This window comes from Coriobacteriaceae bacterium (genome assembly GCA_025993015.1).
In the GTDB taxonomy this organism is placed as follows: Bacteria; Actinomycetota; Coriobacteriia; order Coriobacteriales; family Coriobacteriaceae; genus Collinsella.
In genome coordinates this window covers 2,212,516-2,235,284 of the sequence record DAJPFV010000001.1, presented here as the reverse complement: position 1 = coordinate 2,235,284, position 22,769 = coordinate 2,212,516, and the positions used below count along the sequence as shown (strand labels likewise).

The window sequence follows — 22,769 nt, the reverse complement described above, 5'->3', positions numbered from 1 at the left end:
AGGAGAGCAGATGAAACCTATCGTCGCCGTCGTCGGACGCCCCAACGTGGGCAAGTCCACGCTCGTTAACCGCCTGGCCCAGACCTCGGACGCCATCGTCCACGAGTCCCGCGGCGTCACGCGCGACCGCTCGTACCACACGGCCGATTGGAACGGCCGCGAGTTCACCATCGTCGACACGGGCGGCATCGAGCCGCTCAAGAGCGATGACGTGTTTGCCACGTCCATCCGCGACCAGGCGCTCGCCGCCGCCGAGGAAGCCGCCGTCATCCTGTTTGTGGTCGACGGCCGCACCGGCGTCACCGAGGAGGACGAGTCGGTCGCTCGCATGCTCAAGCGCTGCGACAAGCCGGTCTTTCTGCTGGTGAACAAGCTCGACAACCCCGATCGCGAGAACGACAGCATCTGGGAGTTCTATTCGCTCGGTATCGGCGAGCCCACGCCGCTCTCGGCGCTGCACGGCCACGGCACCGGCGACCTGCTCGACGACATCGTGGCCCTGCTTCCTGAGGAAGAGGACGAGGTCGCCGATGAGTTCCCCGACGCGCTGAACGTCGCCATCATCGGCCGCCCCAATGCCGGTAAGTCGTCGCTGTTCAACCGCATCCTGGGCGCCGACCGCTCTATCGTGTCCAACATTGCCGGCACGACGCGCGACGCCATCGACACCGTCGTTGAGCGCAACGGCAAGCACTACCGCATGGTCGACACCGCGGGCATTCGCAAGAAGAGCACCGTGTACGAGAACATCGAGTACTACTCCATGGTCCGCGGCCTGCGCGCCATCGACCGCGCCGACGTGGCGCTGCTCGTCGTCGACGCCTCCGTGGGCGTTACCGAGCAGGATCAGAAGGTCATGGGCTTGGCCATCGAGCGCGGCTGCGCCATCGTGGTGCTGCTCAACAAGTGGGACCTGCTCGACGATGACCGCAAGCGCGAGGCCTGCATGGAGACCATCGACCGCCGTCTGGGCGTCATGGCTCCCTGGGCCCAGTACCTGCGCATCTCTGCCCTGACCGGCCGCAGCGTCGAGAAGATCTGGGCCATGGTCGACGCCGCCGAGAAGACGCGCTCGCAGAAGATTAGCACCTCGCGCCTCAACACGTTCCTCACCGACCTGCGCGAGTTCGGTCATACCGTGGTGGACGGCAAGCGCCGCCTGCGCATGCACTACGTGACCCAGACGGGCGTCAACCCGCCAACGTTCACGTTCTTCGTCAACCACAGCGACCTGGTTAACGACACCTACCAGCGCTACGTGGAGAACCGCATGCGCTCGACCTTCGACTTTGCCGGCACGCCCATTCGACTCTTCTTTAGGAAGAAGGAGCAAAAGGATGCATAATCCGATTCTTCTGACCGCCATCTGCGCCGTGGTCTCGTTCTTTATCGGGGCGATTCCGTTTGGTCTGATCCTGGGCCGCGTGTTCAACCACACGGACATTCGTAAGGCGGGCTCCGGCAACATCGGCACCACCAACGCTCTGCGCGTGGCCGGCCCCAAGGTGGCCGCGCTCACGCTGCTGCTCGACTGCCTTAAGGGCGCCATCTGCGTCCTTATCGCGCGTCCGCTCATTGCCGACTTGGGCTATGGCTTCCCCGTGAGCATTATGGCCCCCGGTGCCGCCGGCGACTGGATGCTCGGCGTCATCTGCCTGGCAGCCGTGTGGGGCCATATCTTCTCGCCCTACCTCAACTTCCATGGCGGCAAGGGCATCGCAGTTGGTCTGGGCGTCATCCTCGCCTGGTACTGGCCTATTGGCCTGTCGCTGCTGGGCATGTTTATCGTGGCCGTCGCCATCACAAAGTTTGTGTCGGTGGGCTCGCTTGCCGCGGCCATCGGTCTTCCCATCGCTGCCTGCGCGGTCTTTCCGTACAGCAGCCTCGGACTTAAGTTTTGCATGGCGCTGATCGGCATTACTGTGGTGTGGGCCCATCGTGCGAACATCAAAAAGCTCATGACGGGTAAGGAGTCCAAGCTCTCGTTTACCAAGCGCGTCACCGAGCCCGACGATAAGTAGGAGAGAGTCATGAATGTTGCGCTGATTGGCTCTGGCTCCTGGGGAACCGCCGTCGCCGGCCTTGCTGCAGCGCGAGCCGAGCGCGTGACCATGTGGGCCCATAGCGAGCAGACGGCCGCCGGCATCAATGGCGAGCACCGCAATCCCCGGTATCTGGTGGACTACGAGCTGCCCGGCAACGTTGTCGCCACCACGGACCTGTCGCAGGCGCTCGACGGCGCCGACTCCATTATCTTTGCCGTGCCCTCCACACACCTGCGCAGCGTATGTCATCAGGCAGCACCCTTCATCGCCGCCGGCACCCCGGTGCTCTGCCTCACCAAGGGCATTGAGCCCGAGTCTGGCCTGCTCATGAGCGAGGTCATCGCCAGCGAGATCGGCAACGAGTCGCGCGTGGCGGCGCTCTCGGGCCCCAACCATGCTGAGGAAATCTGCCGCGGTGGACTTTCTGCCGCCGTCATCGCCAGCGAAGATCCGCAGATAGGGGAGACCTTTAAGGACCTGCTCCTGTCCACGGCCTTTCGCATCTATCTGTCGCAAGACATGACCGGTGTCGAGGTCTGCGGCGCCATGAAAAATGTCATCGCCATCGTGTGCGGCATCTCCGCCGGCACCGGTGCCGGCGACAACACGCTCGCCCTTATCATGACGCGCGGCCTGGCCGAGATTAGCCGTCTGGTGCATGCCCGCGGCGGTCAAGCTATGACCTGCATGGGACTTGCCGGCATGGGTGACCTCATTGCCACCTGCACCTCCGAGCATTCGCGCAACCGCACCTTTGGCTACGAGTTTGCCCACGGCGTTTCGCTCGACGAGTACCAGACGCGCACGCATATGGTTGTCGAGGGCGCCGTCGCCGCCCGCAGCGTGAGCGAACTCGCCCGTTCGCTGGGCGTAGACATTCCGCTCACCTTTGCCGTGGAGCAAACGCTCTACAACGGTGTTACTTTGGATAGGGCGCTCGAGATTCTCACCGACCGCGTCCCTTCTCAAGAGTTCTACGGACTCACCGACTAGCGCAGAAAGGCTTCTACCATGGGTTCCATCAAAATCGCTCCGTCCGTCCTTTCGGCCGATATGGCCAACCTCAAGGGCGAGCTCGACAAGATCGCCGGTGCCGACTACGTCCACTTCGACGTTATGGACGGTCACTTTACCGGCAACCTCACCTTTGGCGTCGACATCCTCAAGGCCGTCAAGCGCTCCACCGATGTACCGGTCGACGCGCACCTGATGGTGTCGAACCCCGACGAGACGGTCGATTGGTACACCGACGCCGGTGCCGATATGATCACCGTCCACTACGAGGCTTCCACGCACCTGCACCGCACGCTCACCCATCTGCAGCAGCGCGGCGTCAAGGCAGGCGTGGTGCTCAACCCCGCCACCCCCGTGTGCGTGCTCGAGAGCATCATCGACGTCGTCGATATGGTGCTGCTCATGAGCGTGAACCCGGGCTTTGGCGGCCAGAGCTTTATCCCGGGCACTATCGCCAAACTGCACGAGCTCAAGGCCATGTGCGAGCGCCACGGCGTGTCGCCCATGATCGAGGTCGACGGCGGCATTTCTTCCAAGAACATTGCCGAGGTCGTCAAGGCTGGTGCCAACGTTCTCGTGGCCGGCTCCGCCGTATTTAAGTCCGAAGATCCCGCCGCCGAGGTTGCGCTGCTGCAGAAGCTGGGCAATGAGGCCGCACAGGAGGCATAAACCCTTATGACCGCAGGTCAAAACCGCATACCCGTGAATCTTGACTACGCCGCCTCGACGCCCATGCGCGCCGAGGCGCTCCTTGCGCAGCGCGAATATGACGACAGCGAGCTTGCCGGCGTCAACCCCAACTCGCTGCACTCGCTCGGCCGCAAGGCCGCCGCGCGCCTGGAGGTTGCCCGTCGCGAGATCGCCCATAGCTTTGGCGCACGCGTCCGCCCGTCCGAGATTGTTCTAACCAACGGCGGCACCGAAGCCAACCAGCTGGCGCTGCTCGGTCTTGCCGAGGGCGCCCGTCAGCGCGACCGCAAGCGCAACCGCGTGATCGTATCTGCCATCGAGCACGATTCGATTCTGGACAACCTGCCGCTGCTGCGTGCCGCCGGATTTACCGTCGACCTGGTGCAGCCCTGCCGCATGGGCTACATTGAGCCTGCCGCGCTTGTCGAGCTGCTAGGCGACGACGTGGCGCTCGTGAGCATTATGGTTGCCAACAACGAGACCGGCGTGGTGCAGCCCATCCGGGAGCTTGCCGCTGCCGCACACGCCGCCGGCGCCCTGATCCACACCGATGCCATCCAGGGCTATCTGCATATTCCGCTCGATGTCACCGAGCTGGGCGTCGATGCCATGTCCGTCGCGGCCCACAAAATTGGCGGTCCTGTGGCATCCGGTGCGCTCTACCTTAAGAACCGCACGCCGCTGCGCCCCCGCATCTTTGGCGGTGGACAGGAAGCCGGACGACGTGCCGGCACGCAGGACCTGCGCACGCAGCTGGCCTTTGCCGCCGCTGCATCCGCGCTGGCGCCGCACGTGACCCAGGAACGCACAAAGCTGCAGGCGCTTTCCGACAAGCTGTACGCCACGCTCACGGCCCATCCGCGCATTCACGCCACGATGGGCGACTACGCGCAGGCCGATCGTCTGCCGGGCATGGTTTCGATCTACGTCGACGACATGGACTCCGAGGAGCTCATCATCAAGCTCGACGCTGCCGGCTTTGAGGTTTCCGCCGGCTCCGCTTGCTCGAGCGGCAGCATGGACCCGAGCCACGTGCTCAGCGCCATGGGTATCGGCCGCGAGCAGGCTTTGGGCGCGCTGCGCATCTCGTTTGATGACCGCGTGAACCCCGCCGACCTAGATGAGTTTGCCCAGACGTTGCTCTCGATCGTGGGTGCCGCATGATCGTCGCCGAGCTTGAACGTGCACTGCTGGCGCGCTATCCCAAGGCGGATGCCGAGAGCTGGGACCATGTGGGGCTATCCGTCGGAGATCCCACTGCCGAGATCACCGGCGTTGCCTGCGCACTCGATGCGACCGAAGCCAACGTGCACCGCGCGGTTGAGGCCGAGGCTAACGTGCTGCTGACGCATCATCCCATCTATATCAAGGCTCCCGAGGCCTTTTGTCCGGCCGATGCAGCGCGTCCCCAGTGCAGCGCGGCGCTGTACGAGGCAGCCCGTTGCGGCGTGAGCATTATCTCGCTTCACACCAATCTTGACCGCTCGCACGAGGCGCGCGCTTGCCTGAGTGAGCTGCTGGGTGCTGAGCCCATGAGCTCGCTGGAGCATGTGGACGAGCCCGAAGCCTGCGGCTTGGGCGCACTTGCAACGCTCAACGACCCGTGCACGCTGCGCGATCTTGCCACCCGTGCTGCCACGGCCTTCGGCAGCAACCCGCGCGTTTGGGGTGAAGCCGAGCACCCGTGCCGAACCGTCGCCATTTTGGGCGGCTCCCTGGGCGACTTTGGAGAGCTCGCCATCGCCGCGGGCGCAGATGTTGTCGTGACGGGCGAGGCGGGCTACCACGTGGCGCAAGACCTTGCCTTGCGCGGGCTACCGGCGATCCTGCTCGGCCACGATCGCTCCGAGGAGCCGTTCGTTGATATATTGATGAACTCTGCAGTTGATGCCGGGGTCGACCCCCGTCATGCGATTAAAATACTGAACCCTTGCCAATGGTGGACTGTGACAAAAGGAGAGAACTTATGAGCGCCGGCGCTACGCTACTCAAGCTGCAACAGATCGATTTGGAGCTCGCCCGCAACAAGAGCGAACTTGCCAATATGCCGGAGCTCAAGGAGCTCGCTTCCAAGCGCAAGACCTATGTGAAGCTCAAGTCCGAAATGACCAAGCTCTACGCCCAGCGCAAGGACCTGGATATTGAGCTCGACGATCTCAACACCACCGAGATCCAGACCAATAACGCCATCGAGGCCGCCAAGAAGCGCCACGTTGATGGCTCTGACTACCGCGAGGTTCAGGACCTGGAGAACGAGCTCGCCACCCTGGCCAAGCGCTTGGACAAGATCGAGCACACCCGCAAAGATGTCGTCGTCGCCCACAAGGAGGCGCTCGACCGCGAGGCTCGCGCGCAGGCCATCATCGCCAAGTTCGAGGAGGGCGTGAAGGCCGACACCAAGGCCGCCCGCGCCAAGGCCGCCGACCTCCAGGCACAGATTGACGCCGCCACTAAGGAGCGCACCGCCCTTGCCGCCACGCTGCCGACCGACGTGCTCACCGACTACGAGCGCCTGCTCAAGCAGTTCCGCGGCCTGGCCGTCGAGACCATCCAGGGCAACATCCCCACGGTTTGCCACACCGCGCTGCAGGCATCGTCCATGAGCGACCTCAACCATGACGGCAGTGAGATTACGCACTGCCCGTACTGCCACCGCCTGCTCGTGCTCCCTAGCAAGGAAGCCTAACGATGACGGCGGCACCCAACAATTCAATGCTACTTGAGGGAAAAACGATCCTGCTGGGCATTACCGGCGGGATCGCCGCCTATAAGTCGTGCAATATCGTGCGTCTGCTGCAAAAGCGCGGCGCACGCGTCAAGGTCGTTATGAGCGAGCATGCCACCGAGTTTGTGGGCCCGCTCACCTTCCGCGCGCTCACCAATGAGCCGGTCGCAGTGGGTCTGTTCGACGACCCCTCCGACCCCATCCACCACATTTCGCTCGCGCAGGAGCCCGACCTGGTGGTCGTAGCACCCGCGACGGCCAATATCATCGCCAAGATGGCCAACGGCATTGCCGATGACCTCATCTCCACGACGCTGCTCGCCACGCCGCGACCCATTGTGATCGCGCCGGCCATGAACAATGGCATGTGGAAGGCGCCGGCCACGCAGGCCAACATGGCCACGCTGCGCGAACGCGGTGTCCATGTTGTGGGTCCGGGTAGCGGCTACCTCGCCTGCGGCGATGTGGACACGGGGCGCATGAGCGAGCCCGAGGACATCGTCGAAGCCATCTGCGAGGTGCTCTACCCCGCGCCTCAGGACCTTGCGGGCAAGCGCATCGTGATCACGGCCGGCCCTACACATGAGCCGATCGACCCCGTGCGCTTCATTGGCAATCGGTCGTCGGGCAAGATGGGCATCGCCCTAGCAGGGGAGGCCGTACGCCGCGGCGCTGCGGTCACGCTCGTGCTGGGACCGACGTCGCTCGATGTTCCCCACGGCGTGGAGTGCGTGCGCGTGCAGACCGCCGCAGAGATGCTGCAGGCGGCGTTAAACGCCTTTCAGACGGCCGATGCGGCCATTTGCGCGGCCGCCGTCGCCGACTACACACCCGCGGCCCCTGCCGACCATAAGCTCAAAAAGGCCAACGAGCGCTTGGATCGCATCGAACTGGTCGAGACGGTCGATATTTTGGCTGAGCTCTCGCGCCAGAAGGGCGAGCGCCGTGTGATCGGATTTGCAGCCGAGACCGATAACGTCGTGGAGTACGCTGAGCGCAAACTTGCCCGCAAGGGCTGCGATGCAATCATCGCCAACGATGTCTCGCGCGCCGATTCGGGCTTTGGAACCGATACCAACAAGGCCTGGATTGTGAGCACAGCGGGTACACAGGAACTTCCCGTACTAACAAAACCCCAGCTCGCGGATACAATTTTGGACTTGCTCAAAAATATTTAAAAAAGTTCTTGCGCAAGGCCAAAGTTTCGGGTTAATATACTCCCTGTTGCGAGCGAGAGCAGAGCAACAAACAAAAGCTTCGGGACGTGGCGCAGCTTGGTAGCGCACTTGACTGGGGGTCAAGGGGTCGCTGGTTCGAATCCAGTCGTCCCGACCAGAAGTTTGCAGGTCAGGTACTTAGTGCCTGACCTTTCTTGTTTTAAGCAATTGCTTAATTTTGATTAATCAACAGGGTGCCAAAAATCACCCTGCGCGATAATCGCCTTTTGCGGCTACTTGCGCGTTTTGCACACGCTTGGGCCGATTTATTAACGCGATATGAATCTACATACGCGTAGCTGGTATACAGTCGAGTACAGACTGTATTTATCGCGGCGATTTACACAGATATAGCGACTGTAACGAACAAGCGTGTCGCCGTATTTATTCCAGTAGCTCACTTGACCGGTGGACAAGTGAGCGATTGCAACGATATGCCAACCAGGATGGGCTCCATACGAGGACGCCGCAGGGGTAATGGCGGGGGAGTGCAGCAGGCGCTCTGAGAGCCGCCATATGACCCCATTTCTCCTCAACCCGAATACCTGTGCCGCGAACCTAAACCGTTCGTACACTTGCCAAAAGATAGGCCCGCGCGGAGTCGCGCGGGCCTTGCACTAGAAAATCTAGAAGCACCAAGCGGGAAACACGTTGCCGGCACTGTTGGCACTACCGCTGCTCCAGCGACCGAAAGGGTCAACATAGATAAAGTCCGTTGAGTCACTCGGAGACACGGAACGAGTGCTGAAATAGCACACAATCTCAGGTCCAGAATACCTCGACGTCGCATAGTACTCGTACTGGGCGCCGTCAGACTGGAGGTCTCCGTAAATCTCGGTCGTCGAGAGGATGAAGACCTTGTCATTCGTTGCCGTCGGAGTGCCGGCGCTACCGCCGCCCTCGTTGTCCGTCATCTTCGTGACGACCTTCGCCTTGGACTGGAGCTCGGCCGGCAGGAGCGCCCAGAGGTCACCGGAGTTCAGGCGGGCGCGGAGCTTAGAGGACCTCCAACCGCCGACATTGGTCTTTGTGTCGTTCCAGATGTGTTTGTATAGGACATCGTTGGTCGTCTCAAACGTCAGCCCCGCCTTGCCGCTACCGTCGGCGAGGTCGTCATGGTTGATACCGATGATGCGGTATCCGGGCATCGTGGTGTCCGCACTGCGAATCTCTCATAGAGGATATGCCACAACTTGATAATTTCGCAGCCATAAGGAAGAACCTTTTCAATGTTTCTGAGGACAGCACGATTGAAGAAGCCTCGGTCCATGAAGGAGACTTTCCCATTTACATAGATTAAGATAAGGTCGTGAATGACCAATATGAACTTGAGCATATTCCGTCCGTATTCATACTGGATGACCAAGGAAACATCATCGGCTCATCCGAAGGAGAGGAAGAACCTCTTGCCTTATTAAAGAAATACGCCGAATACAACGGATATAAAGCGGAAGGAGGCGACATCGAGTAACTATCAAAGGCCAGTTTAAGGAGCCAGCCATGAAGAAATGCCTGCCCTCCATCATCTCAGCAGCTCTTTGCCACTCCCTTGTCATGACACCATTTGTGCCCGTTGCGGCAGCCTATGCCGACGAGGGATCTCCCGCCGAGAGCAGCGAGATCTACGTCGGAGACAATTACGACGATAATTACGATATATACCTTTTTTGAGCGCGGGCGCTGCACGGATTCATATTCCAAGGCGTGGTGCGATTCTCACGGATCTGCAAATAACTGCACCGTCCCTCACAAGGTCAAGCTGAACGCGAAGGAGGAGGCTTGCCTGCGCGATCTCTAGCTTGTTGGCACCGCTGAAGTTATCGCCGGTCTCGTGACAACCGGTCCTAGCGGCGGCTTTTTTGCAACCGCAATGACATCGTACCGACTTTTCATTTGCATGTTCTGAAAGGAAGTTGCCATGTTGTCGCAAAATCAATCGAGATACTTGAACACAATCGGCTTTGCCCTGCTTGCATTACTCTTTGCTAGCGACCTTTTGCTGAAACCGCCCAAGGAACTCGTTTCGCTTGCCATAGCCTGCATTTCCGCCCTTTACTTTACGGCAACCCTGTTCGTCGGACTAAAGGAGAGGAAAAAAGGCGCAGTCGTTGCATCTGCCGTAGGCGTGATCATAGCCATTGCCTCATTCTTTATCTGACACATTGATGATCTAGGGGCGATATCGTAGGAATACGACCGGGAGAGCCGGGACCAGATTGCCCGGATTGCCCGGTCGGCTCGCGCGACGGCGCGGCGGTTCGACAGAAAGCTCTCCGGACTTCACGCCGTTTCTGATCGCATTGTAGACAGCCATCTCGTCTTCGCAGTCGGCGAGCACGCGGTGTGCGTCGTCGTTTTGGATGTACAGTAAATCTCGAAGGTCCTCCATGCACCAGCGTCCGAGATTTGGCCATGCGCGTCGCGCGAGCTGATAAGTGCCGATTGCGATGTTGTAGTTAAAGTCCAGACCAAAGCCGTCCCAGGCAGAACGGCATTGTTTCCTTGATTATCAACTTCATCCGGGCATTTCCCGCATTCATCCGTGTGCATACGGATGAATGCGGGATTCGATACCCCGGCGGCCTGATCGGCAGGCCGCCGGGAATTCTCACTCCTCGATAAAAGCCGGCACTCGGTTAGTCCTGCGCATCTTGAAATCGCCAATCTCGTGGGAGACATAGAGAATGCCGTCCATCCCATCTCGTGATGCATACGACAGGTGAACTGAACCGCAATCCGATCCATCATTGTCGAGAAGATCGAACGAATTCGGGTCGCTCGTTGCGGCCAAACGACCACTCAGACAAGAGCCATCGTCATTACAGATTTGCCATTCCATGTCTTCGCCTGCAAGAATCGCCATAGACGGCCTGGTCGCGCCATCGCTGACATACATCCCGTCTATGCCAAACCCATTTTCAGCGCCATCGATGAACGACTGCTCGGACCTATACCTCGCAAATGATGCACATAGCACCATTGCAAGACAAAGTACAAAGCCAACAATCGCTATCTTTGCATAGCTCTTGCCTATCATGTCATTCACCTCCCTCGTATGTATCGAGGTATTCCTGCTTGAGCGTCTGCGAGGACGACTTGATCTTTTCCACGAGCGTGCCGGCCTCGATGAAGTAGAACGAGTTGGTGAGGTCTGCCAGGTCGTCGAGCAGATGGCTTGAAATGAGCACGCTTCGTCCCCGCGCCACCTCGCTGCGCATCGCGTCGCAGGAGGTTTTCCGCTTTCCCGGATCGAGGCCGTTCAGCGGTTCATCGAGGATGAGGTACGGGCAATCGGTCGATATCGCCATGGCAAGCTTTACCTGCTGCTTCATTCCTGTCGAGAGTTTACGGGTCGGCTTGTCGAGATATGGGGAGATTCCGAGGGAGTCGCAGAGCGAGTCGATGTCGGCGGCCGATTTCCACGCCTCCCTAACGAAAGAGAGGTGCTCGCGGGCCGATAGCGTGGGATAGAGATCCGCGCCGCCCGAAGAGCTCAGGTAGACGAGTTCTGCGAATTCGGCTGATCGACGTTGGCTGATTCCGTCTGCCACCAGGCTTCCCGAGTGGATGCGGGTGGGAAATTGGCCCGACAGCGCTTCAAGAAAGGTGGTTTTCCCCGAGCCGTTGGGAGCAATGAGGCCCGCCGCCGTTCCCGGGCTCAGGAAAAACGATCCGATTGAAAGTATCGTCGTGCTCCCGTATCCCACGCTCGCGTCCAGAAGCTCGAGCCCATGGTGCTTTTTCGCGGGTCCAGGCTGTTTGGGGGAACGTGCCGCAACGGCGCCGACCGCAAAAAAGACCGCGACGTATGCCAGGGCCACGGCAAGCATCGATGCGCTGCCTGAACCGGAGCCAATGAATTCTGTCGGGAAGCATCCCACGTAACCCGTTGCCTCGATAGGCGAGAACACGGCCAGCGGCAGGAGCCCGAGCACGGCGTTATGCTCCAGCGCCGAATCGGACAGTAACGGGAATGCCGGGGCCGCGACAAGCAGCGCGGAGGCAAGGGGGCCCGCGAGGACGCGCCTCGTTGCGGTCGATAGGACGGCGGAGCAAACGGATATCAAGGTTCCGCCCGCAAGCAGCGCGAGAAGCAGGTCCGTGAAGACGTCTCCCGCGGTCGTGGTGGCAAGCGCGCCGTCATGGAAGAAGGCGCTCGGGTACCCAATTTGCCCGAATCCGTTTAGGGCCAAGGCGTAAATGCCCCCGGGTGCGAGGCCGGCGAGGAGCATCGCGGTCCCCGCGCCGATTATCGAAAACACGGTCTGGATAAGGCGCCGGAATTTGGGCGCGGGCGCCTTCGCCGCCAGGGTCCCGGGCCTTGTGGCGCCGAGCACGAGTATCGACGAGAGAAGGAAGGGGATGAAGGGAAGGAAAGACGGCGCCGTGGCAATGGCGTAAGGCAGGAAGGAAAGGAATGGCAGGTCGCTTGCGGAGGCCGGGATATCCGTGATGCCGGAGCTGCTCAGGGCACGGCAATACGCGAGGTCTGCGTCATTGGTCTCTCGGTCTCCCACGATGGACCCGGATTGGAAGCCTTCGCCCATGAGCGCGTAGTAGCTCTCGGCAGAATCGAGAAAGGCGGCGTCGGTTTGAGCGGCGAGGGCGGCGTTCGCGTATCTTGCAAGCTCCGCGTCATCTTGCTGCTCTGGCGATAGGTCTGTGCCGCCGGCCTGGGGCGCGCGCGTATTGAATGCGTCGACAAAGCTCTGCATGCCCTGCTTCATAAAGAAGGGCCCGTAGATGGGTGAATTGAACGCAATGGGGATGGAGAAGGCTGCAGCGAGAACGAGCGTACAAATCCATACGGCCCTGTCTCTTAGGATTAGTTTGAGAAGAAGTCGACAGTACATTTAGAAGCACCTACATTTCTCAAAGCATCGTTAGATTAATAATGACAGACCGAATGAAGATGCGTGCGATGGGGGCGAGGCGAATGGCTGAGCGGTATCGATATGCGGGTTCAACGGTATTATATTGACCACATAGATTATTAACTTGCATTTCTAACAGTTAAGGAGACGGGTGCTTTCCAGCACACTCCTTCGATGATGCCTTCCGCTAGTTGCTATGCCGGTTTCAGCCAACAAAGAATGTGCCCGGGCGCTCAGGTTCACCGTTAGCGTTGGCAACATATGAGATGGGCCGGACCCTTGCCGCGCGCCGATTGCGCGAGAGGTGTCGGGCTCCATGTTTATTCCACCTGCTTGTTATCAACCAGCTTCGTTCAACGTCAGACATTCAAGATGTCAGACGTCGAACCTGCGCCAAAGACGCAGCTGGGGCTACTAGTTGCCTACAATCGCTCGCGAAGCTCACCTGTTCGTGCGTGAATGTCTGACAGCTCCGTCAGACATTGTCGGACATTTGATTGTTCGACAAATGCGCACGTGGTCGCGTTCGCAAAGATAACTGAACGGTCGATGGGTGCGTTGAGACCGGAGCAAACGGCGGATGCCAGAAAAATGGCCTCACAGAATCGCACCCATGCTTGATAAAATTGACCGCCCGGGCGCAAATACCCGGGCGGTCAATTCATCCCCTCGTTCGCGATCCTGTTGGGTTTTGGGGCTTTGACATGTTGTTGACGGATGGATCAGCCGTACAGCTTGATCTCCCGGGTTCCATGTGGTCGTCCCCCAATAAGACGTCCCTGATGTAGCTCTGCGGCAGGAACTCGACGGGCAGCACTGGGTCGTCGACGTAGCCGGGCACGGGGAGTAGGCGTGGCCTTTGGATATAGCGTGGCCGCCTGCCGGCGGTCGGACTGCCACTTCAGCCAAAAGCTCAGGCGCGCGCATTCAAATAATGAATATATCGCTTGATGGGCTTTTGGCCAAGCATGAACATCGCAGGTAAATCCGTGTACCAAAAATTGGTACATGGATTTACCTGCGATTTGTTGAAAGCTCTGACATGCGCTGTCGACTTCATTAAAATCGATTGCCGATCAAGTCTTCCTATATATGCGAGCCCCAAGAAACTGCGCTGTGAAGCTGAGTCCTCTATCGATCGGCCCGGTGCACCGGGCCGCTGTCCTCGAGCCGGCAACAGCTTGCCGGTCTCAAAACGTATACTTGATTTAAGGCGGAGTGGAATGTGGGCGCGCAAGGAGATGCGGAATCGATGAGAGCCTCAAAAAAAATTACTGCAGTGTTATCATCTTTCATCCTCTCTATTCTTCCATTTCTGATTCTATGGACGGCTTGGTCAGTCCTCCCTGATACAATTCCCACTCATTGGAGTGGGGGTGTGGTTGATCGATGGGGTAATAAGCTTGAATTGCTGGTTGTTCCGCTGTTTTCTCTGATTGGTTCTATTGCAATTTCTGTGTACCTTATTGTTTCCACGCGGCGAAGAGAGTTCGCGGATTTCTCTGTTCGAATGCGACGGGACTTTGTTGCGTGCAATATTTCTAGTCTTCTTTTATCGACAACCTGCTCAGTGATAATTGCCGTTTGGGTTCAGTTGATTCTTACGCAAAACACTGCGGTTGATGGGGGGCTTGGACTATCGATCCTGTATTCCCTTCCCGGGCTATATGTGATCTTGTGCGCTTTGCCGCCTTTTTATGCGAGCGGCGAGAGCAAAAAGGCAGAGCGCCTGATAACAGTTCTTATTGGCGGCGCGGAGATTGTTCTTTGTGGAATAGTGCTTGAAGGTCCGGCTGCCTCTTATGCGATGATTGGACTGATGATTCTGTTCTGTGCGTTTGAGATTGTGTCACAGGTAAGGGATAGCCGGTCCTTATGAGTTGAATTACGCGCGTGCGGATATAAAGGGTGGCATGTTAAATTTGTTGAAAACTCTGACATGCGCTGCCGACTTCATTAAAATCGATTGCCAATCAAGTCTTCCTATATATGCGAGCCCTGAGAAGCTGCGCTGTGAACCTGAGACCGCTATCGATCGGCCCGGTGCACCGGGCCGCTGTCCTCGAGCCGGCATCAGCTTGCCGGTCTCAAAACGTATGCCGTCCGGTACGACCAACAGTCGAGTCTTGCGCCCAGTTCGAGCAGCGCCAGAACCCCGTGCCGGAACCCACGCAGCCGATGGCAGGGGAATTCAGCCGCGGCCATCGAGGAGCCGACCCAGGGACGGCGCCCCCAGTCCTCGAAAGATTTCCACCGCCCCCTACAGGCCTGGATTGATTTAACAGTTGATTTAATCCGGCTGAACAAGCCGAGCATGGGCCGGTTGACAAAATGTAAGGTAAAAAAGCAGATACGACCGTACGCCGGTGCGGGGTTCGGGTGATGTGATAGAAAGTAATACACGTATTACATCTAACCGGGAGGTGCATCATGGCAACCGCCACCGCAGCCCTGAGAACCCCCGAGGACCTCGCGAACAGGTACGACCGCCTGGCGAAGTCGACGGGCCGCACGAAAACCTTCTACATGACGGAGGCGCTTGCCGCAGAGATAGGCAGGCTCGAATACGAGTACGGCCTCATGAATTATCCGGGAAGCGTTTGGTTGCGAGGTATGCCAGTGTGCGGGGCCTGATTCGTCAGGCCCCGCACAGGGGGACCGCGATGGTGGCCACCGCGCCGCCCGAGGGGCTGTTGGCGAGCGAGACGGAGCCCCCGTGGGCGCTCGCGGCCTCGGAGGCGACGTGGAGGCCGAGCCCGTAGTGGCGGCCTCCGTCGCGCGAGGAGCGGGATGAGTCGTCTGTGAAGAGGCGCTCGCAGCCGCGTTCGAGGGCGGCGGGAGAGAAGCCCGGCCCGTCGTCGGACACCTCGATGACGAGGTGTCCGCCCGCGACGTCGCAGGAGACCGCCACGCGCGAGCGCGCGTGCTCGGCGGCGTTGGCCACGAGGTTCGCGGCGGCTCGCGCCAGGGCGGTTCGGTCGAGCGGGGCTTCGGGCGCGCCCGCGACAGCGGGGCCCGTGGCCGTGTCGAGCGTCACGCCTCGCGCCCGGGCGATCTGGGCGGCCTCGGCGAGGACCTGCTCGCAGAGCTCGGCCGGCCGCATGGGGGCCCTCTCCGCCCCGTCGGACCCGCGCGAGGCATCGATGAGCAGGCGCACGTAGCCGTCGAGCCTTTCGACACTGCCGGCTATGTCGCGCGCGGCGGCCGCGAGGTCGGCGTCTTTCTCGTCTTCCAGCTCCTCCGCCACGAAGTCGGCGTTGGCGCGCAGCACGGTGAGCGGCGTCTTGAGGTCGTGGGCGAGCGACGCCACCTGCTCGCGCTGCCCCCGCTCCGCGGCCCAGCGGGCCTCGAGCGACTCGGCGAGGGAGGCCCGCATGGCGTCCATCGCGGCGAGGACGTCGTTCACCTCGCGCACGTTGGTGCTGCCGACCGCGAAGTCGAGCTCCCCCGCGCCGACGCGCCCCGCCGCCTCCGCGAGCGGCGCCATCTTGCGCGAGATCACACGGCTCGCGCGGCGCGCCACGAGCGCGAGCGCGAGCGCGCTTCCCGCCGCGGCGCCGACGAGCATGAGGTTCTGCGGGTTGGGAAGCAGGCCGGCGAGGTCGCGCGAGACCCACTGCGGCAGGTACTCGCTGACGAGTGCGCAGGCCCCGCCGCCCTTGAGCGGGAACGCGGCGTAGGTGAGGCCCGAGCCCCCGCCCTCGATCTCCACTGTGCCCGGATCCGCGGCGAGTGCCGCACGGGCCATTTCCGTCGCGTCCTCGAGTCGCGTGCCCTCGAGGTCTGTCATCAGCACGTATCCGTCCTTGTTCAGGATGAGGTAGCGGTACGCCGTCGGCACGTCCTGCTGTCCGCAGACGCCGTCGCGTGCCAGGCCCTCCGCGACCTCGCGCGCATTGGCCGGCCCCCAGCTCGCCTCGTAGACGAAGCCCGCGTTGATCGCCGTGGAGAGCGCCATGAACGAGGCGAGCCACGCCGTGGCGACCGCCGCGAACGCGTAGGCGAAGTAGCGCGCGATGACGAAGGAGAGCGGCATGCCCCCGCGACCTCGCGCCCCGGTCCTCAGAGCTGCCACTTGTACCCCATCCCCCAGACGGTCGCGATCGGATCGGCGCCGGCCTCGGAGAGTTTCCTCCGGGCGCGGCTGACTTGCATGGATATGGCCGCGTCGTCGGCGTCGCTCTCCCAGCCGAGCACCGCCTCGCGTATCTGCGCGCGGCTCATGACCTGCCCGGGGTGACGATGGCGGACATGAGCGGCATGAGGGCGCCGAGGAACTGGACGTAGGCGTCCGCGCCCAGCGCCGGGTCCCATCGGGTTACGGAGAAGTACTCGCCGCAGGCAAGACCGGCTGCCAGGCCGCAGACGAGGTGTACCGCCGTGAGCGGGGAGCGCGCCAGGCGCAGGGCCTCGGAGATCAGGGCCCGCGAGAGAGTCATGCACGGCGTCGGGTCGGAGAGTCGCGTCATGGCCATCACCTCTCCTCGGAGTGCGCGAACCAGGCCGCGCCCGCCGCCGTGAGCGCGGCGAACGCGAGCGCGCTGACCGCAAGGCCCGCCAGCGTGAGCATGCCATCCGCCGCGAGCGCCCCGCCGAGCGCCATGTCCGCCGCGAGTGGCTCGCCGCTCGGCAGCACGGGGATGAAGCTCGTGGGGATGACCATGCTCGCCGACGGCGGAAAGAGCTGCGGCAGCGGCACCAACGACCAGGCGAACCCACCCACGAGCTGAACGGCGAGCGGGCAGAAGATGCCCGCGAGCATTCCGAGCCGCGCCGTGAGAAAGAGCCCTGCGGGGATCATCCACGCCGCGGTCACCGTGTTGACGAGCGCGCAGAGGAGCATCGTGAGCGTGCCCGCGGCCGTGAGGCCCTCCGAGGAGAACGCCGATCCCGCGAGGTAGATGCCGAAAACCACGAGGTTCGAGAGCGTGCAGAGCGCGAGGCACCAGAGCGCCTTGGCCCACCAGGCGCGCCCGAGCGGGAAGCCCAGGCCCAGAAGCCCCCGCATCCGCGTGCGAGCGTCCGCCCGCGCGACGCACGCCACCACGAGCGAGAGAGACACGGGCAGGAAAAGCGCATACCAGTAGTTCCACGCGCTGAAGATCTGCACGCCCCGGTAGGGCATCGCGCCGAGCAGCGGCATCGGCAGCGCCATGAGCACGACCAGGCGAACCGGTGCCGCGTGGCGCGACTTCAGGGCCTCGGCGCGCAGGCCCGCGAGCAGGCCGCCTTTCTCGCCCGTCATGCCGCCACCTCCCCGCGTGCTCGTCGCCCTTCCCGGCAGAAGCTCATGAAGAGTTCCTCGAGGTCCTGTCCGGGCCGAAGCGCATCCTCGTAGGCAAGGCACCCCCCGCAGATGATGCCGATGGTGTCCGCCATCTGCTGCACCTCGGAGAGAATGTGGCTCGAGACGATCACCGTCGTACCCGCCGCCGCGAAGCCGCGGATCTGGTCGCGCAGCTCCTCGATGCCGATGGGGTCGAGGCCGTTGGTGGGCTCGTCGAGCACGAGCAGGCGTGGCCGGGCGATCAGCGCCAGCGCGAGCCCCAGGCGCTGCCGCATGCCCATCGAGAAGCGCCCGGCGCGCTTCTTCCCGGTGTCCGCGAGGTCCACGGCGGCGAGTACCTCATCTATGCGGCTCTCGGGAAGGCCCAGCAGCGTGGTGCGCACGCGCAGGTTCTCGCGCGCGGTGAGGTTGGGGTAGAGTGGCGCCTCCTCGATGAGGCTGCCGATTGCGTAGAGGTCCTCGCGGCGCCAGGCGTGCCCGGCAAAGAGGATCTCCCCGGCCGTCGGCCGCAGCATCCCGCAGATCATCTTGAGCGTTGTCGACTTGCCGGCGCCGTTGGGGCCGAGCAGCCCGTACACCTCGCCCTCGCGGATATGAAGGCTCACGTCGGCCACGGCATCCTGCGCTTGGTCGCCGCGACCGAAGCGCTTGGTGAGACCGCGCGTCTCGAGCATGTAACCCATGGGTTTATCCTTTCTCTTCCGGGCGCGCGGGCCGAGCCACCGTGCCCGCGCGCCTTACCTTTCGGGTTCAACATCTATGGTGGGGCGCGTTTCTAACGAAGCCGTAACGGCCGTTGGGCTCTTTTGGCGCCAGCCAATCTCGACCCACACGCATTTGCTTAAAGCAACAACTTTCCCGATCGATGTAATCACCAAATCAAAACGTGTACACCAGCCACCAAAGATGCCGAAAAATGTCGCTTTTGGAGGCTGATGTACACAAATGCTGAATCAAGCGCAGCCCAGAACCACTCTTCACATGTCTGGACTCTCTATGCTTACGCTGGATAGACATCGCTAGAACGGGTATAGTATCGAAAGTTTTGTCGTTTACCAGCGGGGGAGTCCTGTGGGCATCAAGAAGAAGATCAAAAAGGAGCTTATCGGCACTTCCGATTACCCGTCGAATAAGATCTTTACGATCTCCAATTTCATCACCTTTACGCGCCTGGTCCTCACGCTCGTCTTCCTGTACCTGTTTGTGACGGACAACAACCGTGTCGTTGCCATTGTCATCTATGCCATCGCGGCTTCCACCGACTGGATGGACGGTCAGATTGCCCGCATGACCAAAACGGTCTCGTGGCTCGGCAAGGTTATGGATCCCATCTGCGACCGCGCGCTGCTGTTTACCGGCGTGCTGGGCCTGGTGGTCCGCGGCGAGCTTCCCATCTGGGTCTGCGTGCTCATCATCGGTCGCGATATCTACCTGGGCATCGGCACGCTCATCGTGCGCCACTACCACCGGCGCCCCATCGACGTCGTCTTTCCCGGCAAGATTGCCACGGCACTGCTCATGACCGGCTTCTCGCTCATGCTGCTTGGGTTCCCCGTCATCGACGGCTGGCATCTGCTGCCCGCCACGTTCACGGCATTCCCAGGCCTCAACGGCAGCTCGGTGCCCCTCGGCATCTTCTTTGTATACGGCGGCGTCATCTTCTCCATGCTCACCGCTGTCATCTATTCCATTAAGGGAGGGGCGGCCATTAAACAGGCCATCGCGCATCCCGAGGACGAGGACACCGACTTTCTCAACCCCGAAATCGAAGACTGATTCATTGGGGTATGATTACGTACGGTTCATTCTTTGCGGCACGTCCGCGTTAGATAGGGGTTGTCATGGACAACAAGGTTAACAATATGCCTCAGAACGATAAGACTGCGGACGCTACCTGCGTTTTCCGCGTTCCTTCGAGCGATGTCACCGTTCCCGACCTTATGGCCAACGTGCGCATCACCGCTCCGGTTCTGTCCATCGTCAAGGGTCCGCAGACCGGAGCTGCCTTTGAGCTCGAGGACGACGTGACCACCATCGGCCGCGATCCCGCGAACGGCATCTTCCTCAACGACATGACCGTCTCGCGCAGCCACGCACGCATTATTCGTGAGGGCCTGGGCGCCCGTATTGAGGATCTGGGCTCGCTCAATGGTACGTGGGTTGACGGCGCCATCGTCAACGGTGCTCCGCTGCACGACGGCTCTTCCGTTCAGATCGGTACGTTCACGCTCATCTACCACGAGAGCACGCCGGAGCGCATCGAAACCGGTGAGTAGGTAATGGCCGAACGCAACTATCTGAGTATCGGCCAAGTCGTCAACCTTCTTCGAGGCGCATACCCCGATCTATCGAACTCAAAAATTAGATTTCTAGAAGATGAGGGGCTCATCACCCCTCATCGTACGCCTAAGGGGTATCGCCAGTACTCCAAGGAAGACGTTGATCGTCTCGAGGTCATCCTGCACCTGCAGAAGACCCGCTATATGCCGCTCAACGTCATTAAGCAGCGCTTGGAAAACGCAACGGACCTGTCCACTTTGGCTTACGAGGTGGGTCTTCTGTCCGATGTTCCGCTTAAGACGGAGCCCAAGGAGACCAAGCAAAAGCTGCATCCCATCGAGACTATTCCCGATATGCTCGGCGTCGAGATTTCGTTTATCCGCTCCCTTGCCGAGAACGATCTTATCCGCATCATCAAGAGCCCGCAGAACCGAGAGCTCGTCGATGGCCGAGATTTCCCGATTATCCGTTACTGCTCGGAGCTGTCGCGCTTCCACATTGAGCCGCGCAACCTGCGTCAGTACGTTTCGTCGGCAAATCGCGAGTCTTCGATGTTTGAGCAGGTTCTCGTGAGCATGCTCGGCATGGATACCTCCGATGACGAGCGCGACGCCAAGCTCGAGCGCGCTTTTAAGAAGCTGCACGACCTCACCGAGGGTGTTCACACCGCGCTCCTTAAGAACCGTGTCTTTGAGTCGCTCAACGCCGTAGTCGAGGACGCTGACATCGATGCCCTCGATGAGGAGATCGCGCGTTCCGAATCCACCAAGGCTAAAAGCGATGCGACAAGCGTCCCCGCGGTTGCCGCGCACGACGAGTCGCTCGTGCAGCCGTCCAAGGTCGTCGTTCCCTCGCATAGCTCGTCTGCTAACACGGGCAAATAACCGCCGTTCACCCGGCAATCCATGAAAGGTCACCCATTTACGACTTCGAATCTCATATCGTCGATATCCCCGACTATCCCGAGCCCGGAGTCGTCTTTAAGGACATCACGCCGCTCTTTGGAAATCCCGAGGCCCTGAAGGCCATGGTGGATGCCTTGGCCGAGCATTTTGCCGACATGGGCATTACCAAGGTCGTAGGACCCGAGGCCCGCGGTTTTATGGTGGGCGTGCCCGTGGCCGTCGCCCTGGGTGCCGGCTTTGTTCCCGCACGTAAGCCGGGCAAACTGCCGCGCAAGACGGTAAGCGAGAGCTACGAACTCGAGTATGGAACGGATTCTATCGAAATCCACGCCGATGCCATCAGCTCTAAAGATACCGTGTTGATTCTGGACGACTTGGTCGCGACGGGCGGAACCGTCGAGGCAACAGGTAAACTGGTGCGAGATATGGGCGCAAAGCTTGTGGGTTACGGTTGTATCCTTGAGCTTGCGTTTCTCAACCCGCGCAAGAAGCTCACGCCTTCTAACGAGGACGTTGAGCTCTTTAGCCTGGTAACGGTGGACTAGCCGCTACCCTTAGATACCGGAAAGGAAGCTACATGCGCACAGCAAACACGCACAGAAACATGGCACGCTGCGCTGCTACGGCAACCCTCGCTTGTGTTTTGGGCCTGGGCCTCGTGGCTCCGGCCTACGCCGATACCGCATCCGACCTTGCCGCTGCCCGTACCAAACTCGAGCAGATTGGCACCCAAACCCAGCAAATTCATGAAGAGCTCTCCGCACAGACGCAGGAGCTTGATCAGACTGCAGGCGAGATCACGCAAAAGCAGCAAGAGATTGCCGAGGGCCAGGCAAAGCTTTCGTCCTACGTTGCCGGTGAGTACAAGACCGGCGGTCTGAGTCTCCTTCAAGTTCTGACGGGCGTCGATGATCTGGGCGATATGCTCAACCGTCTGTTCTACTACGGCAAGGTTTCCGACAAGCAGGCCCAGACCATTCAGGAGGTCAAGGACCTTAAGCAGCAGCTCACCGATAAGCAAGCCGAGCAGGAGAAGAACGTCGCCGCGACGCAGAAGAAGGTCGACGAGCTCAATGCCCAGCAGGCTGAGGCCCAGAGTGTCGTGAACTCCCTGGATTCACAGCTGCAGGCCGAGCTTGCTGCCGAGGCCGAGGCCAACGCCGCGCTTCAGGCTGGCATCAATGCCAGCACCGCCGAAAAGGCCACGGTGAGCAACGACACCGCCGGTACGACCGAGAACACCAATAATGGTGGCGGCACGACCAATAATGGTGGCGGCAATACGCCTGCGCCCGCTCCCGCTCCTGCCCCCACGCCGCAGCCCGTGACGCCCGCTCCGGCTCCGACGCCTTCCGCACCGAGCCAGTCCGTTGACGGTGGTACCGTTGTTTCGCGCGCCTACAGCAAGCTCGGTTATGCTTATTCTTGGGGCGGCATTGGACCGAACAGCTTTGACTGCTCCGGTTTTGTAAGCTACTGCCTCACCGGCCGTTATTGCCGCCTTGGCACCACGGGCACCTTTATGGGCTGGACCCGCGTGTCCGATCCCCAGCCTGGTGACGTCGTGGTTAACTCTTACCACACCGGCATCTACATTGGTAACGGCCAGATGATCCATGCTTCCGACTACAAGACGGGCGTCATCATCAGCTCCGTCGCAGCCGGTATGAACAACAACTACATCTTCGTACGCTACTAATTTATTACTACAGCGAACGAACGTGGGCCTTGC

The 22,769-nt window shown here is 60.8% G+C and carries 27 protein-coding genes and 1 tRNA gene; 19 read left to right on the top strand and 9 right to left on the bottom strand.

Annotation, left to right across the window (positions count from 1 at the left end):
• Window positions 1–10 precede the first annotated feature (10 nt).
• The 9 genes from der to OIL77_09760 all read left to right on the top strand — a co-directional run bounded on the left by der (window position 11) and on the right by OIL77_09760 (window position 7,809).
• Window positions 11–1,345, top strand: coding sequence for a ribosome biogenesis GTPase Der (der, locus tag OIL77_09800; GenBank protein HJI45694.1), 1,335 nt, complete (start codon window positions 11–13; stop codon window positions 1,343–1,345).
• Entirely contained in the window at window positions 1,338–2,021 is a 684-nt protein-coding gene (plsY, locus tag OIL77_09795; protein ID HJI45693.1) for a glycerol-3-phosphate 1-O-acyltransferase PlsY, read from the top strand. The genes der and plsY overlap by 8 nt, the downstream gene beginning before the upstream one ends.
• Before the next feature lie 9 nt (window positions 2,022–2,030).
• On the top strand, window positions 2,031–3,038 hold the full coding sequence (locus OIL77_09790; protein HJI45692.1) for an NAD(P)-dependent glycerol-3-phosphate dehydrogenase: 1,008 nt from the start codon (window positions 2,031–2,033) through the stop codon (window positions 3,036–3,038).
• Between the two features lie 18 nt (window positions 3,039–3,056).
• The gene (gene rpe / locus OIL77_09785; protein ID HJI45691.1) at window positions 3,057–3,728 is read left to right on the top strand and encodes a ribulose-phosphate 3-epimerase; all 672 of its coding nucleotides are present in this window, start codon (window positions 3,057–3,059) and stop codon (window positions 3,726–3,728) included.
• 6 nt (window positions 3,729–3,734) lie between these two features.
• Window positions 3,735–4,913, top strand: coding sequence for an aminotransferase class V-fold PLP-dependent enzyme (locus OIL77_09780; GenBank protein HJI45690.1), 1,179 nt, complete (start codon window positions 3,735–3,737; stop codon window positions 4,911–4,913).
• Complete coding sequence (locus OIL77_09775) at window positions 4,910–5,719, top strand: Nif3-like dinuclear metal center hexameric protein (GenBank protein HJI45689.1); 810 nt, start codon at window positions 4,910–4,912, stop codon at window positions 5,717–5,719. Before OIL77_09780 ends, OIL77_09775 begins: the two co-directional genes overlap by 4 nt.
• Entirely contained in the window at window positions 5,716–6,435 is a 720-nt protein-coding gene (locus OIL77_09770) for a hypothetical protein (GenBank protein ID HJI45688.1), read from the top strand. Before OIL77_09775 ends, OIL77_09770 begins: the two co-directional genes overlap by 4 nt.
• Window positions 6,436–6,437: 2 nt before the next feature.
• Window positions 6,438–7,652 (top strand): bifunctional phosphopantothenoylcysteine decarboxylase/phosphopantothenate--cysteine ligase CoaBC, encoded by a 1,215-nt coding sequence (coaBC, locus tag OIL77_09765; GenBank protein ID HJI45687.1) that lies wholly within the window; start codon window positions 6,438–6,440, stop codon window positions 7,650–7,652.
• 80 nt (window positions 7,653–7,732) lie between these two features.
• A tRNA-Pro gene (locus tag OIL77_09760) sits at window positions 7,733–7,809 on the top strand.
• Between the two features lie 508 nt (window positions 7,810–8,317).
• Here OIL77_09760 and OIL77_09755 read toward each other — a convergent pair.
• On the bottom strand, window positions 8,318–8,839 hold the full coding sequence (locus tag OIL77_09755) for a DUF6273 domain-containing protein (GenBank protein ID HJI45686.1): 522 nt from the start codon (window positions 8,837–8,839) through the stop codon (window positions 8,318–8,320).
• A gap of 161 nt (window positions 8,840–9,000) precedes the next feature.
• On the opposite strand from OIL77_09755, the gene OIL77_09750 reads away from it, so the two are divergent.
• The 3 genes from OIL77_09750 to OIL77_09740 all read left to right on the top strand — a co-directional run bounded on the left by OIL77_09750 (window position 9,001) and on the right by OIL77_09740 (window position 9,849).
• Window positions 9,001–9,162 carry a hypothetical protein gene (locus tag OIL77_09750; GenBank protein HJI45685.1) on the top strand — a complete coding sequence of 54 codons (162 nt, stop codon included), beginning with the start codon at window positions 9,001–9,003 and terminating at the stop codon, window positions 9,160–9,162.
• 29 nt (window positions 9,163–9,191) lie between these two features.
• Window positions 9,192–9,362, top strand: a complete 171-nt coding sequence (locus OIL77_09745; GenBank protein HJI45684.1) for a hypothetical protein — start codon at window positions 9,192–9,194, stop codon at window positions 9,360–9,362.
• Between the two features lie 247 nt (window positions 9,363–9,609).
• Window positions 9,610–9,849, top strand: coding sequence for a hypothetical protein (locus OIL77_09740; protein ID HJI45683.1), 240 nt, complete (start codon window positions 9,610–9,612; stop codon window positions 9,847–9,849).
• 12 nt (window positions 9,850–9,861) lie between these two features.
• Here the strand turns inward: OIL77_09740 and OIL77_09735 are convergent, their stop codons facing one another.
• The 3 genes from OIL77_09735 to OIL77_09725 form a co-directional block, all read right to left on the bottom strand.
• Window positions 9,862–10,080 carry a hypothetical protein gene (locus OIL77_09735; protein ID HJI45682.1) on the bottom strand — a complete coding sequence of 73 codons (219 nt, stop codon included), beginning with the start codon at window positions 10,078–10,080 and terminating at the stop codon, window positions 9,862–9,864.
• A gap of 219 nt (window positions 10,081–10,299) precedes the next feature.
• Window positions 10,300–10,728: a hypothetical protein gene (locus tag OIL77_09730; GenBank protein ID HJI45681.1), complete on the bottom strand. Its 429-nt coding sequence runs from the start codon at window positions 10,726–10,728 to the stop codon at window positions 10,300–10,302.
• A 1-nt stretch (window position 10,729) separates the two neighbouring features.
• Entirely contained in the window at window positions 10,730–12,418 is a 1,689-nt protein-coding gene (locus OIL77_09725; protein HJI45680.1) for an ABC transporter ATP-binding protein, read from the bottom strand.
• Window positions 12,419–13,790: 1,372 nt separating this feature from the next.
• Here OIL77_09725 and OIL77_09720 point away from each other — a divergent pair.
• Entirely contained in the window at window positions 13,791–14,444 is a 654-nt protein-coding gene (locus OIL77_09720) for a DUF1648 domain-containing protein (GenBank protein HJI45679.1), read from the top strand.
• 551 nt (window positions 14,445–14,995) lie between these two features.
• Window positions 14,996–15,199: a ribbon-helix-helix domain-containing protein gene (locus OIL77_09715; GenBank protein HJI45678.1), complete on the top strand. Its 204-nt coding sequence runs from the start codon at window positions 14,996–14,998 to the stop codon at window positions 15,197–15,199.
• 4 nt (window positions 15,200–15,203) lie between these two features.
• On the opposite strand, the gene OIL77_09710 is transcribed toward OIL77_09715, so the two are convergent.
• From OIL77_09710 to OIL77_09690, 5 genes are read right to left on the bottom strand one after another with little or no spacing between them, the layout of a single operon-like run.
• A complete protein-coding gene (locus OIL77_09710; protein HJI45677.1) occupies window positions 15,204–16,601 on the bottom strand; it encodes a HAMP domain-containing histidine kinase in 1,398 nt (465 codons plus the stop codon).
• A gap of 26 nt (window positions 16,602–16,627) precedes the next feature.
• Window positions 16,628–16,789 (bottom strand): helix-turn-helix domain-containing protein, encoded by a 162-nt coding sequence (locus OIL77_09705; protein ID HJI45676.1) that lies wholly within the window; start codon window positions 16,787–16,789, stop codon window positions 16,628–16,630.
• Window positions 16,786–17,040 carry a hypothetical protein gene (locus OIL77_09700; protein HJI45675.1) on the bottom strand — a complete coding sequence of 85 codons (255 nt, stop codon included), beginning with the start codon at window positions 17,038–17,040 and terminating at the stop codon, window positions 16,786–16,788. Before OIL77_09700 ends, OIL77_09705 begins: the two co-directional genes overlap by 4 nt.
• The gene (locus OIL77_09695) at window positions 17,040–17,810 is read right to left on the bottom strand and encodes a hypothetical protein (GenBank protein HJI45674.1); all 771 of its coding nucleotides are present in this window, start codon (window positions 17,808–17,810) and stop codon (window positions 17,040–17,042) included. The genes OIL77_09700 and OIL77_09695 overlap by 1 nt, the downstream gene beginning before the upstream one ends.
• Window positions 17,807–18,535: a lantibiotic protection ABC transporter ATP-binding protein gene (locus OIL77_09690; GenBank protein HJI45673.1), complete on the bottom strand. Its 729-nt coding sequence runs from the start codon at window positions 18,533–18,535 to the stop codon at window positions 17,807–17,809. The genes OIL77_09695 and OIL77_09690 overlap by 4 nt, the downstream gene beginning before the upstream one ends.
• Window positions 18,536–18,923: 388 nt before the next feature.
• On the opposite strand from OIL77_09690, the gene OIL77_09685 reads away from it, so the two are divergent.
• The 5 genes from OIL77_09685 (at window position 18,924) to OIL77_09665 (ending at window position 22,736) form a co-directional block, all read left to right on the top strand.
• Complete coding sequence (locus tag OIL77_09685; GenBank protein HJI45672.1) at window positions 18,924–19,628, top strand: CDP-alcohol phosphatidyltransferase family protein; 705 nt, start codon at window positions 18,924–18,926, stop codon at window positions 19,626–19,628.
• 65 nt (window positions 19,629–19,693) lie between these two features.
• Window positions 19,694–20,128 (top strand): FHA domain-containing protein, encoded by a 435-nt coding sequence (locus tag OIL77_09680; protein ID HJI45671.1) that lies wholly within the window; start codon window positions 19,694–19,696, stop codon window positions 20,126–20,128.
• 3 nt (window positions 20,129–20,131) lie between these two features.
• A complete protein-coding gene (locus tag OIL77_09675; GenBank protein HJI45670.1) occupies window positions 20,132–21,016 on the top strand; it encodes a MerR family transcriptional regulator in 885 nt (294 codons plus the stop codon).
• Between the two features lie 35 nt (window positions 21,017–21,051).
• Window positions 21,052–21,582 carry an adenine phosphoribosyltransferase gene (locus tag OIL77_09670; protein ID HJI45669.1) on the top strand — a complete coding sequence of 177 codons (531 nt, stop codon included), beginning with the start codon at window positions 21,052–21,054 and terminating at the stop codon, window positions 21,580–21,582.
• A gap of 32 nt (window positions 21,583–21,614) precedes the next feature.
• Window positions 21,615–22,736 (top strand): NlpC/P60 family protein, encoded by a 1,122-nt coding sequence (locus tag OIL77_09665; protein ID HJI45668.1) that lies wholly within the window; start codon window positions 21,615–21,617, stop codon window positions 22,734–22,736.
• Window positions 22,737–22,769 lie beyond the last annotated feature (33 nt).

Excerpts from the sequence above, each read along its gene's own strand:
- der (HJI45694.1), top strand. The coding sequence starts at position 11 with ATGAAACCTATCGTCGCCGTCGTCGGACGCCCCAACGTGGGCAAGTCC.
- plsY (HJI45693.1), top strand. The coding sequence starts at position 1,338 with ATGCATAATCCGATTCTTCTGACCGCCATCTGCGCCGTGGTCTCGTTC.
- OIL77_09790 (HJI45692.1), top strand. The coding sequence starts at position 2,031 with ATGAATGTTGCGCTGATTGGCTCTGGCTCCTGGGGAACCGCCGTCGCC.
- rpe (HJI45691.1), top strand. The coding sequence starts at position 3,057 with ATGGGTTCCATCAAAATCGCTCCGTCCGTCCTTTCGGCCGATATGGCC.
- OIL77_09780 (HJI45690.1), top strand. The coding sequence starts at position 3,735 with ATGACCGCAGGTCAAAACCGCATACCCGTGAATCTTGACTACGCCGCC.
- OIL77_09775 (HJI45689.1), top strand. The coding sequence starts at position 4,910 with ATGATCGTCGCCGAGCTTGAACGTGCACTGCTGGCGCGCTATCCCAAG.
- OIL77_09770 (HJI45688.1), top strand. The coding sequence starts at position 5,716 with ATGAGCGCCGGCGCTACGCTACTCAAGCTGCAACAGATCGATTTGGAG.
- coaBC (HJI45687.1), top strand. The coding sequence starts at position 6,438 with ATGACGGCGGCACCCAACAATTCAATGCTACTTGAGGGAAAAACGATC.
- OIL77_09755 (HJI45686.1), bottom strand. The coding sequence starts at position 8,839 with ATGCCCGGATACCGCATCATCGGTATCAACCATGACGACCTCGCCGAC.
- OIL77_09745 (HJI45684.1), top strand. The coding sequence starts at position 9,192 with ATGAAGAAATGCCTGCCCTCCATCATCTCAGCAGCTCTTTGCCACTCC.
- OIL77_09740 (HJI45683.1), top strand. The coding sequence starts at position 9,610 with ATGTTGTCGCAAAATCAATCGAGATACTTGAACACAATCGGCTTTGCC.
- OIL77_09735 (HJI45682.1), bottom strand. The coding sequence starts at position 10,080 with ATGGAGGACCTTCGAGATTTACTGTACATCCAAAACGACGACGCACAC.
- OIL77_09730 (HJI45681.1), bottom strand. The coding sequence starts at position 10,728 with ATGATAGGCAAGAGCTATGCAAAGATAGCGATTGTTGGCTTTGTACTT.
- OIL77_09725 (HJI45680.1), bottom strand. The coding sequence starts at position 12,418 with ATGAAGCAGGGCATGCAGAGCTTTGTCGACGCATTCAATACGCGCGCG.
- OIL77_09715 (HJI45678.1), top strand. The coding sequence starts at position 14,996 with ATGGCAACCGCCACCGCAGCCCTGAGAACCCCCGAGGACCTCGCGAAC.
- OIL77_09710 (HJI45677.1), bottom strand. The coding sequence starts at position 16,601 with ATGCCGCTCTCCTTCGTCATCGCGCGCTACTTCGCCTACGCGTTCGCG.
- OIL77_09705 (HJI45676.1), bottom strand. The coding sequence starts at position 16,789 with ATGAGCCGCGCGCAGATACGCGAGGCGGTGCTCGGCTGGGAGAGCGAC.
- OIL77_09700 (HJI45675.1), bottom strand. The coding sequence starts at position 17,040 with ATGGCCATGACGCGACTCTCCGACCCGACGCCGTGCATGACTCTCTCG.
- OIL77_09695 (HJI45674.1), bottom strand. The coding sequence starts at position 17,810 with ATGACGGGCGAGAAAGGCGGCCTGCTCGCGGGCCTGCGCGCCGAGGCC.
- OIL77_09690 (HJI45673.1), bottom strand. The coding sequence starts at position 18,535 with ATGGGTTACATGCTCGAGACGCGCGGTCTCACCAAGCGCTTCGGTCGC.
- OIL77_09680 (HJI45671.1), top strand. The coding sequence starts at position 19,694 with ATGGACAACAAGGTTAACAATATGCCTCAGAACGATAAGACTGCGGAC.
- OIL77_09675 (HJI45670.1), top strand. The coding sequence starts at position 20,132 with ATGGCCGAACGCAACTATCTGAGTATCGGCCAAGTCGTCAACCTTCTT.
- OIL77_09665 (HJI45668.1), top strand. The coding sequence starts at position 21,615 with ATGCGCACAGCAAACACGCACAGAAACATGGCACGCTGCGCTGCTACG.